Origin of the sequence: Cloacibacillus porcorum (assembly GCF_001701045.1) — a bacterium.
In the GTDB taxonomy this organism is placed as follows: domain Bacteria; phylum Synergistota; class Synergistia; order Synergistales; family Synergistaceae; genus Cloacibacillus; species Cloacibacillus porcorum.
Genome location: NZ_CP016757.1, coordinates 1,915,139 through 1,931,979, shown reverse-complemented (window position 1 = coordinate 1,931,979; position 16,841 = coordinate 1,915,139). Strand labels below are relative to the sequence as shown.

Sequence of the window (16,841 nt, the reverse complement as noted above, 5' to 3'; positions counted from 1 at the left end):
CCCTGACTGCTGAGAAAAGGGGAAGATAAAATGGGAGAGCTATACAGTTTTACCGTGAACGGAAACGTATATGAGACGGCGCAGGATAAGCCCCTGCTTCGCTTTCTGCGCGACGATTTGGGGCTGCGTTCGGTAAAAGACGGCTGCAGCGAGGGCGCCTGCGGCACCTGTACGATCATCGTCGACGGAAAGGCGGTGCGTTCCTGCGTTTTGTCGACGAAAAGGGCGGCAGGCAAATCCATTGTTACGACGGAGGGGCTCAGCGAAAGGGAGAAAGAGGCCTTCGTCTACGCCTTTGGCGCGATGGGTTCCGTTCAGTGCGGCTTCTGCACCCCCGGGATGGTGATGGCCGGCAAGGCGCTTATCGACCATAACCCCAATCCTGCGGAGGACGATATAAAGCAGGCGATCGTAGGGAATATCTGCCGCTGCACCGGCTATAAAAAAATTATTGAAGGTATCGGACTTGCCGCCGCGATTCTGCGCGGCGAGGCCGTAATCGAGAAAAAACTTGAAGACGGGCGCGACTTTGGCGTCGGAGAGCGGGCTTTCCGCATCGACGTGCGCGAGAAGGTGCTCGGCTACGGCGAATATGTCGACGACGTGGTGATGGAGGGTATGGTCCATGCCTCCGCCGTCCGCTCAAAATATCCGCGGGCGCGCGTCCTTGATATCGACGTCTCGGAGGCGCTCTCGCTTCCGGGAGTGCTCGGCGTGCTTACAGCGGAGGACGTGCCCAATAATAAGGTCGGCCACATCCAGCAGGACTGGGACGTTATGATCGCCAAAGGCGGCGTGACGCGCTGTGTCGGCGACGCTATCTGCCTTGTCATCGCGGAAAATGAGGATATCCTCGCGCGGGCGAAAAAGCTCGTTAAGATCGATTATGAGGAGCTTGAGCCGGTGCGCAGCGTCTATGAGGCTAAGGCTCCCGGCGCGCCTTTGGTCCACGAAAAGGGCAACCTCTGCCAGTCAAGACACGTTACGCGCGGCGACGCCAAAAAAGCGCTGGCCGAATCGAAATACGTCGTGACCCGGAGCTACAGCACGCCCTTCACGGAACACGCCTTCCTCGAGCCCGAGTGCGCCCTCGCCTTCCCTTACAAAGACGGCGTAAAGGTCTATACCTCGGACCAGGGCGTCTACGATACTCGCAAAGAGATCTCTATCATGCTCGGTTGGGAGCCGGAGCGTATTGTGGTGGAGAATAAACTTGTCGGCGGCGGCTTCGGCGGCAAAGAGGACGTCTCCGCGCAGCACATCGCCGTGCTGGCGGCGCTCTCCGTGGGCCGGCCGGTGAAGGTAAAGTTTTCCCGCAGCGAATCGATCGCCTTCCACCCCAAGCGCCACGCGATGGAGGGGCGTTTCACGCTCGGCTGCGACGAGAACGGTATCTTTACCGGGCTTGACTGTGAGATATACTTTGACACGGGGGCCTACGCGTCGCTCTGCGGCCCTGTGCTTGAACGGGCCTGCACCCATTCCGTGGGCCCATACTGCTACCAGAACACCGACATCCGCGGATTCGGATACTACACCAACAACCCGCCGGCGGGAGCCTTTCGCGGCTTTGGTGTCTGCCAGAGCGAGTTTGCTTTGGAATCTACCATCAACCTGCTCGCGGAGAAGGTGGGTATCTCCCCCTGGGAGATACGTTACCGCAACGCTATCGAGCCCGGAAAAGTACTGCCAAACGGACAGATAGCGGACCGCTCGACGGCGCTCAAAGAGACGCTGGAGGCTGTGCGCGAGGTATATGAGAAAAACGCCGGACATGCGGGGATTGCCTGCGCGATGAAGAACGCCGGTGTTGGCGTGGGGCTTCCGGACAAGGGGCGCGCCAAGCTCGCCGTTCACGACGGGATCGTGGAGATTTATGCCGCGGCCTCCGACATCGGCCAGGGATGCGCGACGGTCTTTGTGCAGATGGTGGCGGAGGCAACCGGCCTGGGGCGCGGCGAGATAAGGAACCGCGGCAGCAATTCCGAGGTGGCCCCGGACTCGGGGACGACCTCGGGCTCGCGCCAGACGCTGATCACCGGCGAGGCGGTGCGCATGGCGGCGGCGGAGCTCAGCGACGCGATGCGCGAAGTTGGCGGTGACCTCTCTCAACTGGAAGGGCGTGAATTCTTCGCGGAGTACTTCGAACCGACCGACCCGCTCGGCTCAAAGAAGCCATATCCCAAGAGCCACGTAGCCTACGGCTTTGCGACGCACGTCGTCGTCCTTGACAAAGACAGGCGTGTATCAGAGGTCTACGCCGCCCACGATTCGGGAAAGGTCGTCAATCCTATCGCGATACAGGGCCAGATCGAGGGCGGCGTGCTGATGGGGCTGGGGTATGCGCTGACAGAGAATTTTGATCTGAAGGACTGCGTGCCGCAGAATAAGTACGGTACCTTGGGACTGATGCGGTCCAACCAGATACCGGACATTGAAGCGATCTATGTTGAGAAGGAAGAGCTGCTAGACGTCGCCTACGGGGCGAAGGGCATCGGGGAGATCAGCACCATCCCGACCGCGCCTGCCGTTGCGGGGGCCTATTATGCGGTGGACCATATCTTCCGCACGAAGCTGCCGCTGGAAGATACGCCCTACAGCAGGAAGAAAAAATAAAAATCCTCCCTGTTGACAATATCTGAAATTCCTATATAATATTCCCCGTTCGGCCCAATTGGGGTATGGTGCAACGGCAGCACGCCTGACTCTGGATCAGGTAATCGAGGTTCAAATCCTTGTACCCCAGCCACTATCATCGTGATGTGGTCCCTTCGTCTAGGGGCCTAGGACGGCGGGTTCTCAGCCCGTTAACAGGGGTTCGAATCCCCTAGGGACTGCCAAATATAAATAGAAAAGGACCGCTCTAGCAGCGGTCCTTTTCTATTTTCCGCAATGCGGCGGCGCAGTACCCGCAAATAGGGGATTTTGGCTTCCCGCATAAAAACATTGCCAAAAAAGTTCAAATAGCTAACATAAAACTATAGCTCAATATCAGAACTCGTGATACGATAATATATTGGAGGGGAGTTGTATTAATGGCTGATCCCGAAAAAAAGAAGTGCAATACACGTAAACGCAGGGTCAAAAGTGCCGATCTTTTTGTCTGTCCGCTCGGAGGAATGGGCGAGATAGGTAAGAATTTGACGGTATTTGGTTATGGCGACGACTATATCATCGTCGATTGCGGACTTAAGTTTCCTGAGGAGGATATGCTGGGGATAGACTTTGTCATCCCGGACGTTGAGTTCCTTGTGGAGAATAAATCAAAGATAAGGGGTATCTTCATCACCCACGGGCATGAGGACCATATCGGAGCGCTGCCGTTCGTGCTGCCGCGCATTGATGTTCCTGTATACTGCTCAAGGCTCGCCGGCGGCCTTATAGAAAACAAGATGATCGACGCCAGCACCGGCTACGTTCCTGATTTTCATTACATCTACCCTGGCGACCGGATCAAGGCCGGCTGCTTTGAGGTGGAGTTCATCCAGATGTGCCACTCAATACCGGACGCGAACGCCCTGGCGATCCGCACGCCCGCGGGCGTCGTCGTTCACACGGGCGACTTCAAGTTCGATCCGACGCCGATAGACGGCAACCGTTCGGATTACAGCGCTCTCGCGCGCCTTGGCGACGAGGGGGTGCTGCTGCTGATGTCGGACTCCACAAATGTGGAAAAGCCGGGGGCGACCCCATCGGAAAAGGTGATCGGGCAGACCTTCGAACGCCTCTTCCGGCTCTACAAGGACAGGCGCATCGTTGTTGCGACCTTCGCAAGCAACCTGAACAGGACCCGTATGATAATCGCGACCGCCGCTCGCTTCAACCGCAAGGTGGTGCTTGTGGGGCGCAGTATGATCGCAAACGTGGAACTGGCAGACAAGCTCGGCTATCTTGATATACCGGATGGGATAATCATCTCGCCCCAGGAGGCGGACCACCTTCCCGACAACCGCGTCGTCGTCCTGACGACCGGCAGCCAGGGTGAGCCTTTCTCCGGCCTTGTGCTGATGAGCCGCGGAGCGCACCGTCAGGTGAAACTTGGTCCCAGAGACCTTGTCATCATCTCCGCCACGCCGATCCCCGGCAATGAAAAGCTTGTCAGTCAGACGGTAAACCGTCTCTTTGGCTGTGGTGCGGAGGTAATATACGAACGCGACGAGAAGATACATGTCTCGGGACACGCCTCGCGTGACGAGCTCATGCTTATGATGAGCCTCACGCGTCCGAAGTTTTTCGTGCCCTGCCATGGCGAGTACCGTCATTTGGTTCGCCACGCGCAGCTTGCGAAGGAGATGGGCGTCTCATCGAAGAATATATTTATTCTTCAGAACGGTGACATGCTGAAATTCCATGGCTCCGCGAAGGCGGAGATAGCGGGACATGTCCAGGCCGGTCCCGTGCTCATTGACGGCGTCGTGCTCGGGGAGTTTGAGGGCAGTATCCTACGCGAACGCCGGGAGATGGCGGAGAACGGCCTTGTGGTCATATCTGTGGCGCTGGACAAGAATATGCGTCCCGCGGCGCCGGTGCAGATTCAGACGAGAGGCAGCGTCTATTCCGCGGACGACGGCAGCACCTTCCGCGAGCTCGAGAATGCCGTGCTGAGCGCGGTGACGCAGTTTGCGCGCATGCCGGGGGCGAAGAGGGAGACGCTTCCGACGGAAATACGAAAGAGGATACGCGATGTGTTTGGCAGAAGCTCGCGCAACTACCCAACAATCATTCCTCTGATCACATATATATAGAGGATTATAAAATTCAAATTATGCGGCTATAATAAGCCGCATAAAAATTGAGGAGAGGTTCTTTATGTCTATAAGCGCTGTTCTTCAGGTATTGGCTGGTGTGGGGATTCTCATCTACGGTATCATCATCATGGGGGATTCCCTGCAGATAATCGCTGGAGACCGTCTCAGAAAGCTTATAGGATCGCTTACCGGTACGCCGATCAAGGGGATGATGGTGGGAACTCTGGTCACCTCCATCCTGCAGAGCAGCAGTGCGACGACAGTTATGGTGGTCAGCTTCGTAGACGTCGGTTTTATGAACCTGACGCAGGCGATCGGCGTCATTCTCGGAGCTAATATCGGTACCACCGTCACCGGACAGCTGATAGCCTTTGACATCACAAACGTCGCCTATCTTTGCGCGCTGGTGGGTGCCGCAATATGTATCCTCTGCCATAAAAAGCGCCGCAAGCAGATAGGCATCGGCATTATCGGCTTCGCGCTTTTGTTTATTGGGATGAATATGATGCAGGAGCCGCTGAGTTTTTTGAAGGAGCGTCCCGATCTGCTCATGGCATTCGGCAGCCATCCGTTCCTGGCCTTCATGGCGGGGCTCGTGATCACGCTGATCGTGCAGTCTAGTTCGGCCACCGTCGGCCTGACGATGGCGGTCGCGGCGCAGGGCGTCATTCCGCTGCAGACGGCGATCGTCATAATTCTCGGGGACAATATCGGTACTACCATAACGGCGGTCATCGCCTCTCTGGGCGCGAACCGCTCAGCTAAGCAGGCGGCGGCGGCGCACGTCATGATAAAGGTGCTGGGAACGGTCGTTATCCTGATGGTGCTGCCGATGTATACGATGCTCATCGAGCAGACGGCGACGACCATTCCGCGCCAGGTGGCTAACGCGCATACGATATTCAACATCATCATCGCCTTTATGTTCCTGCCATTTGTCTCACAGTACGCGAAGTTCATCCGTCGGGTCATACCCGATGACAGGAACGCCGCGGCGACCGGGACCATCTACCTTAACCCGGCGCTGATCACGGCTTCGAGGGCCGCCGCGGTCGACGCGGTCCGCAAAGAGATGATACGTCTTGCCTCCCTGACGCTGCAGATGATCGACAACTGCCGCCGCATCCTCATAGAGAACAATGAGAAGCTTGTCGACGAGGTAGGGCGCGCCGAGCTCAACGTCAATGAGATGACCCACGAGATCGTCCGTTACTCTACGGAGACGGGGCAGACGGGACTCTCGACGGACCTTTCCCTGCTGCTGAATTCATGTACCAACGCGGTGGGAGATGTGGAGAGAATCGGCGACCACGCGACGAATCTCGTCGAGATGTACCAGTACCTCCAGGATCATAAGCTCGCCTTTTCACAGCTGGCGCTCGAAGAGGGCAACGAGATGTTCGAGCTGGTAATATCCGCTCTTTCAAAGAGCATTCAGGCCCTAGAGGATGAAAACCCCGCGCTCGCGAGAGAGGTCCTGGCGCTTGAAGAGCGTATAGACTATATGGAAAAGACTTTGCGCTCCCAGCATATCGCGCGGCTGAACGCCGGTGGCTGCACCCCCGGAGCTGGTGTCATATTTATCGATATACTCAGCAATCTTGAACGTGTTGGCGACCATGCGAACAACCTTGCGATGGTGGTCTTTGACATTGAGAGGCTCCACCATAGTACAAAAAATGCAAAAGCATGAGGTGCTTGTAAATGAACTTTGATGTGATAATACTAGGTTTTGTACAGGGCTTTACGGAATTTCTGCCTGTCAGCAGCTCCGGCCATCTGGCGCTCGCGAAGATATTTCTCGGCATTGAGCTGCCGCCGCTGAACTACGACCTTGTGCTGCATGTATCCACGACGCTTGCGACAATACTCTTTTTCTTCTCGGATATCCTCACCTTTCTGGGGCAGTGGTGCGCCGGCTTCGTAAACGCCGAGGCGCGCAAGAAGTTAGGATGGCATATCGGCTGGGCAGTGATTCTTGGAACGCTGATAACGGGAGTCATCGGCTTCGCCCTCAAGAATTTTGCGGAGGAGGCCTCGCTTAACTCTCTGTTGGTCGGTATTGGCCTTGTCGTTACCGGGATACTGCTGGTCGTTTCGCGCTGGATACGAGAGGGTTACGGACGGGTGGCGCTGATGGACGGCGTCTATGTCGGCATCGCGCAGGGGCTTGCCGTCATGCCCGGCATATCGCGCTCTGGAATGACGATCATGGCCGGACTTGCCGCGGGGCTTTCAAAGGAGTCGGCCTTCCGTTTCTCCTTCCTGCTTTCGATACCGGCAATAATCGGGGCCACGCTGGTTCAGGCGCTTGAGATTGGCGGCTGGCATAATTTTGTCTCTACCCTGCCGTCAGGCTGGTTTTTCGGAGCTGTCTGCGCCTTCCTCAGCGGCTTGCTTTCGCTCTTTATCCTTAAAAAACTCGTGATTGCCTCGAAGTGGTGGTTTTTCGGCATATACTGTCTAATCGTGGGACTATCTGCCATCGGTGTGACATACCTGGGAGCGTGGTAACGTGTCGTTTATTAAAAACTCATCGATACGCTGGGGCGTGATACTGCTCTGCATGATCCTGGGAACCTGGCTGGGGCTGTTTTTTCAGCGTTTCGCGGCCACTGCGGTGCTCTTTGCCAATGTTGTTGACTTTACGATAGACATCCGCCAGATAGATCTCGTCATGGTGCGGATCGGTTTCCTCTTTGCAATGAAACTCAACCTTGGGACTCTGATCGGCGCGATCACCGGCATAGTAATAACGCGATGATTGGTAAGATCATACTGGCCTCCGGCAGCCCGCGGCGGCGCGAACTGCTCGCAGGCCTTGGCTGGAATTTTGAGGTTATCCCGCCGCAGGTTGATGAAAAGAAGATCGACGGCGAGCCTCCGGCGGAGCTTGTAAAGCGCCTCGCCGAAGAGAAGGCCTCAAGCGTCGCCTCCCGTTTCCTGGGAAACTGGGTGCTCGGGGCCGATACGGTGGTAGCTCTTGAGGGACGTATACTTGGCAAGCCGAATAGCGAAGGGGAGGCCGCCGAGATGATCGCGGAGCTCTCCGGACGTACACATTCGGTATTTACCGGAGTGGCTCTGATCGCTCCGGACGGGCGTAAACTTATAAATGCTGAAGAGACTCGCGTCACCTTCCGGCCGCTGGGAAAAGAAGATATCTTGGCCTATATCGCGCTGGGGGAGAGTATGGACAAGGCCGGAGCCTATGCGATCCAGGAGAGGGGTACGCTTCTCGCGGAGCGTATAGATGGCTGCTATTTCAATGTCGTCGGGCTTCCTCTCTTTCGTGTCAGCCAAATGTTTGCTGAGATGGGGATAGCACTTTCGGAGCAATGGGGGATCTATAATGATAAATAGGATAAACAAACGCACACTGCTGTACGCGGCACTGCTGCTGGCGATGCTGCTGGCGCTGGTTGGACTCACCTCGCGTCTGCGCGCGGAAAACTCGAATAAGACAGTTGCCTTTATTACGGAATATAAGGATATTACCTCGCTTGCCTATCAGTCTTCTGAAACGCCGCTCGCGGTGTGGCGGAAGATAAACGGACTCGGCGTCATGGGTATGGCGGTATCCGAATATACGGGAGACGAGCTTGCGATCCACAACCCGCTGCCGCTGCGTTTCGGCTCCGCCGCTTCGCTGCTCAGCGTTAATGACGCTGAGCAGGAGCCTAACAGGGCTGTTTTACGTTATCCTGCAAAGCTCTCTTACGCTGATATATTCTATGAATACATCAAAATAAAGCTTCCCGCCGCTAAGCTGGCTGCCGATGGTGAATACAACTTTATCCTGCTGCCTGGAACCGTGGAAGAGTTCAAGTTTTCCGCCTTTGTCCCCGACATCTCCGCGCTTGAATTTGCCTCGAAGCATAATATACCTGTGCTCTTCCGCCCCGGACCCTGCACACCGGCCTCTGGAAAAAATGTCGCCGATGCCTTCCTCTTTCTAACGGAGAGGTTCCCCCAAATCAGGAACATAATTCCCGCCGGTCTGATCGTCTCCGGCTACCCGGAGATCGGTCCCCTTGCCAAGGTGATGAAGGACAAGGGGATCACGCTCTCGCAGGTGGAATTTGTAAAGCAGATAGGCGTGCCGCAGCTGGCCGCGAAGATCGGCCATCTTGTCATTCCGATGCACAGCCTGACGCGCGACGAAATAATATCGCGCAGCATAAACCGCGGCTCGATAGCCGATCGTTTTATCAGGGCGGTACACGAGCGCTCAATACGTTTCATTATGGTCCATCCCTACGATCTGCAGATGGGTGGACGGCTGGAGATATTCACAGCGGATCTCGCCTCTTACAAGGGGGCGCTGGAGGCGCGCGGCTATCATCTGGGCTGGCCTGAACCGCTGCCCGGCTGGCCCGCGCCGCTGGCCGGAGCGGCTGCCTGCGGGCTGGTTATACTCTTTACACTCTGGTTCTATATCTCACGGCTCAAAGGTACGGAAGATGGGGATGTCAAACAGGCTCAGGCTCTTTTCCTCTTAGCGGCCGGTATCCTGCTCGGCGGAGCGATGTGGAAGATATCCTTTGCCGCGAAACTGCTTGGCGGGTTCTGCGGCGCTCTGGCCGCCACCGAAGGGGCGATGACGGCGCTTGAGAGATCGGAGCGGCGTCTAAGAGGCGCGGTTATCGGCCTGCTTATCGTCGTTGCCGGAGGCCTTTCCATCGCCTCCTTTTACGGAACTTCCGCGGCGGCGCTGCGGCTGACGCCCTTCTCAGGCGTCAAGCTCACGCTGCTTTTGCCGCCGCTGCTGCTGCTCTTCCATGACCTTACGCGGCGCGTTCATCCGGAGACGATCGGTGAGATCATTGTGCGTCCCGCGATATGGGGCGAGCTGGTGCTGATCGGCGTTATGCTGTTGGCGATGCTCGTGATGGCGCTGCGCAGCGACAACGTCTCGAATGTTCCCGCGCTGGAGGTGGCCTTCCGTGACTTCATGGAGCGCGTGATGGTGGTGCGTCCGCGGACTAAGGAGTTCCTTATCGGCTATCCGGCGCTCGTTCTGTACTGGTATCTGGTGCGCAGTAAGTATATTCCGCATTACCGCGAGGTGGTGCGTATCGCCGCGGTGCTCGCCTTCTGTTCGGCGGTGAACACCTTTTGCCACTTCCACACGCTCCTTTACCTCAGTGTGATCCGCGTGCTCAATGGCTGGTGGCTTGGCCTGCTGCTTGGAACGGTCGGCGTGGCGGCTCTGCACTTTGTCCTTATTCCGCTTTGGCGGAGAGTTTCAAAAAGCCTTTAGCTCCCTAGGGAGAGAAAAATTGGGGAAAAAATACGACGTACTCCTTCTCGGATACTACGGCTTCGGCAACCTCGGCGATGAGCTGCTTGCCGAGGCCGCCGTCTCTCTTCTGCGTGAGGCCGGAGTTGCGCAAAGCCGGATCGCCATCCTTTCCTCCGCGCCGGCTGATAGTGAAGAACGCTTCGGCGTCGTTTCCTTCAACCGCTGGCGGCTCGGCGAAGTGACGAAAGCCTGCTCGGAGAGCCGTACTCTGCTTCTCGGCGGCGGCGGCCTCTTTCAGGATAGTACCAGTCTGCGCTCATGCCTCTACTACTGCGCGGTGATGCTGATCGCTAAGGTGAAAGGGCTGAGGATATGGGCTGTGGGTCAGTCTGTCGGCCCGCTGCGCTCAAAGGCTGCGCGGGCCGTTGCGCGCCTGGCTCTTTCGCTCTGCTCGTATATAAGCGTGCGTGACGAAAGTTCGCTGAAAATGGCCGGGGAACTTGGCCTGAGCGCCGAGCTCACCCCCGACCTCGTGATGTCGCTTGCACCGGAAAAAAACGCGGTAAAAGAGCCTCTGATCCTTTTTAACGCGCGTCCCGGATACGGTGATCTTGCGCGGAAGGCGGCCGCGAGGTGCCGCGAGGCCGCTGAGGCGAACGGCTGCGAGGTGCGCGGCGTCGCCCTTGCCGCGGAGGATGCCGCGGAGATTGAGAGACTGAGGTCTCTGCAAGATGTAAAAATCCGCGATATAATAACTGTGAGGAACTTGGAGGAGTTTTCGGCGGCCATTAAAGGCGCGTCGGGAGCGGTTGGCATGAGGCTGCACTTTTTGGTGCTCTGTCTGCTGGCCGGAATTCCGCTTGCCGGATGTGCCTATGATCCGAAGGTTTTAGGCTTCTGTATGCGCTATAATGTCGAGGTAGTGGGTGAAGACCCGATAAGGCTTGGCAAACTGAACGATGATACTGTGCAAAGCGAAGCCGCCGCGGCGGTGCGTGAGAAATTTACTGCGGGGCTGCGCGGCGTTTTAGGTGATATAAATGGATAACAAAAGAATTGAAGAGCTGAAATCGATAGCGGCCGAGGTACGAAAGGATGTCCTGCGTATGGTTGGTCTGGCGCGCTCCGGTCCCTTTGAGACCTCTATATCTGCCGCCGGCCTGCTTGTCTACCTGTACTGGGAGGAGTTGCTGCTCATTCCCTCCGAACCGAGCCGAAGGGATCGCGACCGTTTCATAACGGATATACCTGCGGCAATTCCCGCCCTCTATGCCGTGCTAGCGCGGCGGGGCTTCTTTGAGAGGGAACATCTGTGGCACTACCGCCGTTTAGGCGCGATGCTTCAGGCGCTGCCGGATTTCAAGAGGACTCCGGGGATCGACGCGCCCTGTCTCACGGTGCAGCCAGCGGTGGCGATGGCCGCGGCCATCGCGAAGGAGTTATCCCGCGAGGAGGAAAAACCGCGCGTTGTATTTCTTACCGGAGGTCATTCGTTTTCATCGGAAGAATTTATCAATGAAATGAAACATATCGGCCTCTGCCGCGTTCCTAACCTTCTTATCGTGATCGCCACACGCCTGTCGGAGGCCGTCGGTGGTTCGAGCGTCAGGACAGACAACATACGAATGCTCTCCTCCTGCGGCTGGGATGTAAGACAGGCGGTTGCGGAAGACCTCCGCTCGCTCGAGGAGGCCTGCAATTCCTTTGACTTCAAAGAGGGCGGCCCAAAGGCGCTCTTCGTTTCCATAGAGGGTGAACTGGGACTCTCCGTATCTGATTCGGGGCAGTCCGAGACCGCCCATTCGCTGAGTATGGGAGAGCTGGATCAGGCGCTGGAAGAACTGGAGGTAAAATCCAATGAGCACTAACGAAAAGATATCGACATTTGCCGCCTTTTGTGAGCTGATCACGGAATACGCGCTGAATAATGAAGACTTCCTGCTGCTTACGACCGAAGAGGTGACGGAGACGGAGCTTTTTGACAGGCTGCCTCCGGAAAAGTATATTCGGACGGAGTCCTCGGTGGCAGGGGCGCTTACGCGGGCCGCCGGCAGCGCGATCGCCGGTAAAAAAACCTGGCTGCTGGGGCGCGTCGCCGAACTTACGGGGTGCGGCTATGCGCAGATACGCGAGGCGATCGCATTGCCAAAGCTTCCTGTGCGCATCGCGGCGCTGAACGGCGGACTCTCCTGCGCGCACGAGGGGGCCTCCGTACAGCTGCTGGAAGACCTTGCCCTTATGCGCACCATTCCCAATATGAACGTCTTTATTCCCTCCGACATGGCGGCCCTCAGGGGCATCATTGAGAGGAGTGAAAATACGTCCGCGCCGCTATACATGCGGCTCGGCTGCACGCCGGTGCCGGCACTGGACGATTCCTACGGCGAATCATTTCGTTTGGGCGGGGCGCGGATACTTCGCAGCGGAACTGGCGTAACGATATGTGCCTGTGGTATCATGGTTAGCCAGGCCTTGCTTGCTGCGGAGCAGCTTGAACGGCAGAACATCAGCGCCGAGGTCATAGACTGCTACAGTCTGAAGCCCTTCCCCGAAAGCGTTCTGCTTTCATCTGTTCGTCGGACCGGCTGCTGCGTCGTCGCGGAGGAACACGGCAACATCGGCGGCCTCTTCGGCGCGGCTGCGGAGTGCCTGGGCCGGACATATCCGGTGCCGTTGCGTTGTGTGGCGGTGGAGGATCAATTTGTAAACAGCGGTACTCCCGAAGAGCTTCGCGAGTACTACGGACTGACCTGGAAAGAGATCGTTGACGCGTCCGCTCAGGCGTGGGCGCTGCGCAGGAGGTAATTTGAAATATGGATATAAAATTTTCCGGCGTCACAAAGATATTTGAGCCGGATATCGTTGCATTGGAAGATGTTTATCTTAATATAGACAGGGGAGAATTCGTCTATCTGGTGGGTGAGACCGGCTCCGGCAAGACGACCCTTATGCGCTGCATATTCCGTGAAGTCATTCCCTCAAGGGGACACATCAGCGTCGGCGGGCGCGCGCTGCGTAAGATGGGCCGTTTTGAGCTGGCCCTGTTCCGCCGCGATATCGGCGTCATCTTTCAGGATTTCAGCCTGCTGCCAAATATCACCGCCTTTGAGAACGTCGCCTTTGTGCTCGAGGTGATGGGGGTGCCATCGCGTGAGATAGAGGAGCGTGTTGCGGATGTTCTGAAGACGGTCGGCATCTGGCGGCGCCGGAACCTTTATCCGCCGCAGCTTTCAGGCGGCGAGCAGCAGCGTCTCGCTATCGCGCGCGCGATCGTCAACGAGCCGTCGCTGATACTGGCAGACGAGCCGACGGGAAACCTCGACAGCCACACGGCCGACGAGATCATGCAGCTAATGCTTGACATCAACGCCGCGGGGACCACCGTCATCATGGCTACGCACAACCAGGCGATCGTCGATACCTACAGGCACCGCGTCGTTGAGATAAGACGCGGACGCATCGTCCGCGATGACAAGGAAGGAGGCTACGAGGCTGATGTCACGTATTAAATATATTCTGAGAGACGGATGGCGTCTGGTATGGCGTCATTTCGGCATGAGCCTTCTGACGGTCTTTACCGCCATGTCCGTCTTTTTCGTGATCGGGGCGACGATGCTCTTTATCCTCAACATAAGAAATGTGATCGGCACGATGGAAAATCAGCTCTCAATACAGGCCTACATGAAGCCTGACACCGACCTTGAGGCTGCCTCAAAGAGAATAAAAGCGATGCGCAACGTTAAAAGTGTAAAAATAATCACCAAAGAAACTGCCCTGGAAAGACTGCGCGCACGCCTTGGAAACCAGGCCAACGCGGTGACGCTGCTAGGTTCCAACCCATTGCCCGCGAGCATCGAGGTGCGCGTCAGCCGCGCCGCCGAGGTCTCGGAGACCGCCCGCATGCTGATGGCGATCCCCGATGTGGACGATATAGTATACGCGGGACATGTTGCGGAGAAGCTGACGCGCCTCTCGACCTTCGTTGAGCGCTTTTCTTTAGTGATGCTCATCGTCGCGCTGGCAGCTAGCGGCGTGGTCCTCTTCAACACTATCAGGATAGCGGTCTACTCGCGCGCCGAGGAGATAGACGTGATGATGAAGGTTGGAGCGACCTCCACCTACGTCGCCTTTCCCTTTGTCATCCAGGGGTTCATCCTGGGGCTGACTGGCGCGCTTGTCGCCTCAGCGGCTCTGGGATATTCCTACTTCAGCGCGGTGGCCCGCCTGAAAGATATGCTGCCGTTCCTCTCATTTATTGAATCGCCGCGGCTTCTCGCGAAGCTGAGCCTCGTGCTTATCTGCTGCGGGACGGTGGTGAGCCTCTTCGCGAGCCTTATCGCCGTGGAGAAATTTATCAGGAAGGCGGCCAAGCCGCTTTAACCCTGCGGCGCCAGTTATGGGCATCCAAACAAAAAGAGTCCGGCTGATAGCGTTCTTCTCCGCGGCGGTGCTGCTATGCGCTCCGCTGCCGACACTTGCCGCGGCGAAGACGGCGGCCCAGATAGAGGCGGAAATAAAGCAGCAGGAGCGCGAATATCAGAAGATACAGAGCCAGATGTCGAAGGTTAACAAAAACATCAAAGAGACACAGCGCAAAGAAAAGAACGTTACGCAGCAGATTGGTATCCTGAGCCAGAAGATAACGGTGACCCAACAGAAGGTCAATGTCGTGAGCCTCAAGATGAGAAAGGTGCAGAACAACATCTTCACCCTCTCAAACAATATAAAGGAAGCTAATAAAAACATCAGCGCCGCTCAGGAGATACTTAAAAAGCGGCTCGTAAACATCTACAAATACGGCGGTGTCGCCGAGTTCAACCTCCTGCTTTCATCGCAGGGTGCGGAGGACGCGCTTGCGAACTCTTACCTTCTGGGTAAGATCGCGGAGCAGGACCAGAAGCTCATCAACGACCTTATAGAGCAGAAACGCCGCCTGACGATGACGCAGGAAGAGCTGCGCAAGGAGCATCTGCGTCTCAAAGGGCAGACCAATGAGCTGAAACAGCAGAACAAGGAACTAAAAAGCGCCGCCGACGAGCGCAATGAGCTGCTGGCCAAGGTCCGCCGGGATAAAAAGCTCTTCATGGCCGAACAGGCCGAGCTGCAAAGAGCCTCGCAGGAGATGCAGTCGGCGATAAAGAGGCTGCTCGCTGAGAAAAAACGCCTGCGCGACGAGGCCAACAGGAAGCAGGGAAAGCCTGTCACGCCGACTCCGAACTACTATAAGGGCGGACGTCTTGCCTGGCCGATACAGGGAACGATAACCAGCCAGTTTGGTACGCGTGTGCATCCTGTATTTAAGACGAAGATAACCCATACGGGACTTGATATCGCCGCCCCGAAGGGGACGCCTGTCAAAGCCGCCGATCCTGGCGAGGTCCTCTACACGGGCTGGATGCGCGGATATGGTCAGGTCGTCATCGTCGACCACGGCGGAAACCTTACCACCGTCTACGCCCACCTCTCGAAGATAGAGACGACGGAGGACGCGAAGGTGACGCGTCAGACGGTGATAGGCCGTGTCGGCTCAACCGGCGTCGCGACCGGCAACCACCTCCACTTTGAGGTGCGCGTAAACGGCAACGCGGTTAACCCGCTTAAGTACCTCAACAAGTAAAAGAAAAAGATAAAAGAAAGGTACGTGATAGATTTGAGATCGAAGATATTGAACATCGCCGCAGGGATGCTGATAGGGGCGCTTCTCTGCGTCTCACTCTATAAAATACCCCAGGCGGTGGGCGCCGATTGGGAAAAGAGCCTGCCCTTCACACCGCAGCAGCTGGCAATAATGAAACAGGTAAAGCTCGCGCTCTCCACCTATCAGGTGGATGGCGACAAAAAGGGCAAGGTCGACGACATGAAGATGTACTACGGCGCGCTTAAGGGGCTGGTTGAATCCCTTGACGACCCCTATACGCGCTTTGTGGAACCGAAGGCCCTTGAAGAGGAAAACATGGAGATGGAGGGCGAGTACGGCGGCCTTGGCATTTACATGGCCTCGCGCGACGGACGCACGATAGTAATCGCCCCCATTGAGGATACACCCGCCGACCGCGCCGGAATCAAGCCGCTCGACGAGATCATCAAAGTCGATGACAAAAACGTTATGGGGATGGACAGCGACGAAGTCGTAAAGATGCTGCGCGGCCCCGCGGGCAAACCGGTGACCATCCAGATACGCCGCAAGAACGTTGACAAGCTGATACCGGTAAAGATCGTGCGTGAGATCATCAAGATCAAGACTGTGCGCATGGAGATGCTTAACGACGGTATTGCCTACATAAAGCTGAATCACTTTAACCTCAAGACCGATGGAGAGCTGCGCGCCGCCATCAAAAAGGCGGCTGACAAGAAAGCGAAGGGCATCATTATGGATCTTCGCAACAATCCGGGAGGGCTTCTCGACGTCTGTGTAGATGTCACCTCGCAGTTCATTCCCAAGGGTGTGGTCGTCGGCATGAAGGGCCGCTTCGATAAGGCAAACGATACGCTTTACGCTAAAGAGGGGCGTGCGAACAACCTGCCGCTTGTAGTTATCGTAAACGAAGGCAGCGCGAGCGCCGCCGAGATATTCGCAGGCGCGGTCAAAGATCACAAGCGCGGTACCATCGTAGGCATGAAAACCTTTGGCAAGGGCTCGGTGCAGACGCTCTTCAACCTTCCCGACGGCTCAGGTATCTATGTGACGATCGCGCGTTACCACACGCCGTCCGGCTTTGTCCTTGATCACAAGGGCCTCCAGCCCGACGTAAAGGTCGAGGGAGAACCTAAAAAGGACAAAAAAGAGGACAAGCAGCTTCAGAAGGCGCTCGGCGTGCTCAAGCAGAAGATCAAAGAGAAAAAATAGG

The 16,841-nt window shown here is 56.7% G+C and carries 14 protein-coding genes and 2 tRNA genes; all 16 read left to right on the top strand.

Annotation, left to right across the window (positions count from 1 at the left end):
• The first annotated feature begins 30 nt into the window (after nt 1–30).
• Complete coding sequence (xdh, locus tag BED41_RS08645) at nt 31–2,616, top strand: selenium-dependent xanthine dehydrogenase (RefSeq protein WP_066744896.1); 2,586 nt, start codon at nt 31–33, stop codon at nt 2,614–2,616.
• Between the two features lie 59 nt (nt 2,617–2,675).
• Nucleotides 2,676–2,749 (top strand) — tRNA-Gln (locus tag BED41_RS08640).
• A 15-nt stretch (nt 2,750–2,764) separates the two neighbouring features.
• A tRNA-Glu gene (locus BED41_RS08635) sits at nt 2,765–2,840 on the top strand.
• Between the two features lie 195 nt (nt 2,841–3,035).
• On the top strand, nt 3,036–4,745 hold the full coding sequence (locus tag BED41_RS08630; protein ID WP_066744894.1) for a ribonuclease J: 1,710 nt from the start codon (nt 3,036–3,038) through the stop codon (nt 4,743–4,745).
• Nucleotides 4,746–4,809: 64 nt separating this feature from the next.
• On the top strand, nt 4,810–6,441 hold the full coding sequence (locus tag BED41_RS08625) for a Na/Pi cotransporter family protein (RefSeq protein ID WP_066744892.1): 1,632 nt from the start codon (nt 4,810–4,812) through the stop codon (nt 6,439–6,441).
• 11 nt (nt 6,442–6,452) lie between these two features.
• Nucleotides 6,453–7,262, top strand: a complete 810-nt coding sequence (locus BED41_RS08620) for an undecaprenyl-diphosphate phosphatase (RefSeq protein ID WP_066744890.1) — start codon at nt 6,453–6,455, stop codon at nt 7,260–7,262.
• Between the two features lies 1 nt (nt 7,263).
• Nucleotides 7,264–7,512, top strand: coding sequence for a hypothetical protein (locus BED41_RS08615; RefSeq protein WP_084002363.1), 249 nt, complete (start codon nt 7,264–7,266; stop codon nt 7,510–7,512).
• Complete coding sequence (locus BED41_RS08610; RefSeq protein ID WP_066744888.1) at nt 7,509–8,111, top strand: Maf family protein; 603 nt, start codon at nt 7,509–7,511, stop codon at nt 8,109–8,111. The genes BED41_RS08615 and BED41_RS08610 overlap by 4 nt, the downstream gene beginning before the upstream one ends.
• The gene (locus BED41_RS08605; protein WP_084002362.1) at nt 8,101–10,011 is read left to right on the top strand and encodes a DUF5693 family protein; all 1,911 of its coding nucleotides are present in this window, start codon (nt 8,101–8,103) and stop codon (nt 10,009–10,011) included. The genes BED41_RS08610 and BED41_RS08605 overlap by 11 nt, the downstream gene beginning before the upstream one ends.
• 19 nt (nt 10,012–10,030) lie before the next feature.
• Entirely contained in the window at nt 10,031–11,041 is a 1,011-nt protein-coding gene (gene csaB, locus BED41_RS08600; RefSeq protein WP_066744882.1) for a polysaccharide pyruvyl transferase CsaB, read from the top strand.
• Entirely contained in the window at nt 11,034–11,861 is an 828-nt protein-coding gene (locus BED41_RS08595) for a thiamine pyrophosphate-binding protein (RefSeq protein WP_066744880.1), read from the top strand. The genes csaB and BED41_RS08595 overlap by 8 nt, the downstream gene beginning before the upstream one ends.
• A complete protein-coding gene (locus tag BED41_RS08590) occupies nt 11,851–12,798 on the top strand; it encodes a transketolase family protein (RefSeq protein ID WP_066744878.1) in 948 nt (315 codons plus the stop codon). Before BED41_RS08595 ends, BED41_RS08590 begins: the two co-directional genes overlap by 11 nt.
• 8 nt (nt 12,799–12,806) lie before the next feature.
• Complete coding sequence (gene ftsE, locus BED41_RS08585) at nt 12,807–13,502, top strand: cell division ATP-binding protein FtsE (protein WP_066744876.1); 696 nt, start codon at nt 12,807–12,809, stop codon at nt 13,500–13,502.
• Nucleotides 13,489–14,373 (top strand): cell division protein FtsX, encoded by an 885-nt coding sequence (locus BED41_RS08580; RefSeq protein WP_066744874.1) that lies wholly within the window; start codon nt 13,489–13,491, stop codon nt 14,371–14,373. The genes ftsE and BED41_RS08580 overlap by 14 nt, the downstream gene beginning before the upstream one ends.
• A 16-nt stretch (nt 14,374–14,389) precedes the next feature.
• Nucleotides 14,390–15,610 (top strand): murein hydrolase activator EnvC family protein, encoded by a 1,221-nt coding sequence (locus tag BED41_RS08575; protein ID WP_066744873.1) that lies wholly within the window; start codon nt 14,390–14,392, stop codon nt 15,608–15,610.
• A 24-nt stretch (nt 15,611–15,634) separates the two neighbouring features.
• Nucleotides 15,635–16,840 (top strand): S41 family peptidase, encoded by a 1,206-nt coding sequence (locus tag BED41_RS08570; protein ID WP_229712271.1) that lies wholly within the window; start codon nt 15,635–15,637, stop codon nt 16,838–16,840.
• The last annotated feature ends 1 nt before the right edge of the window (nt 16,841 follow it).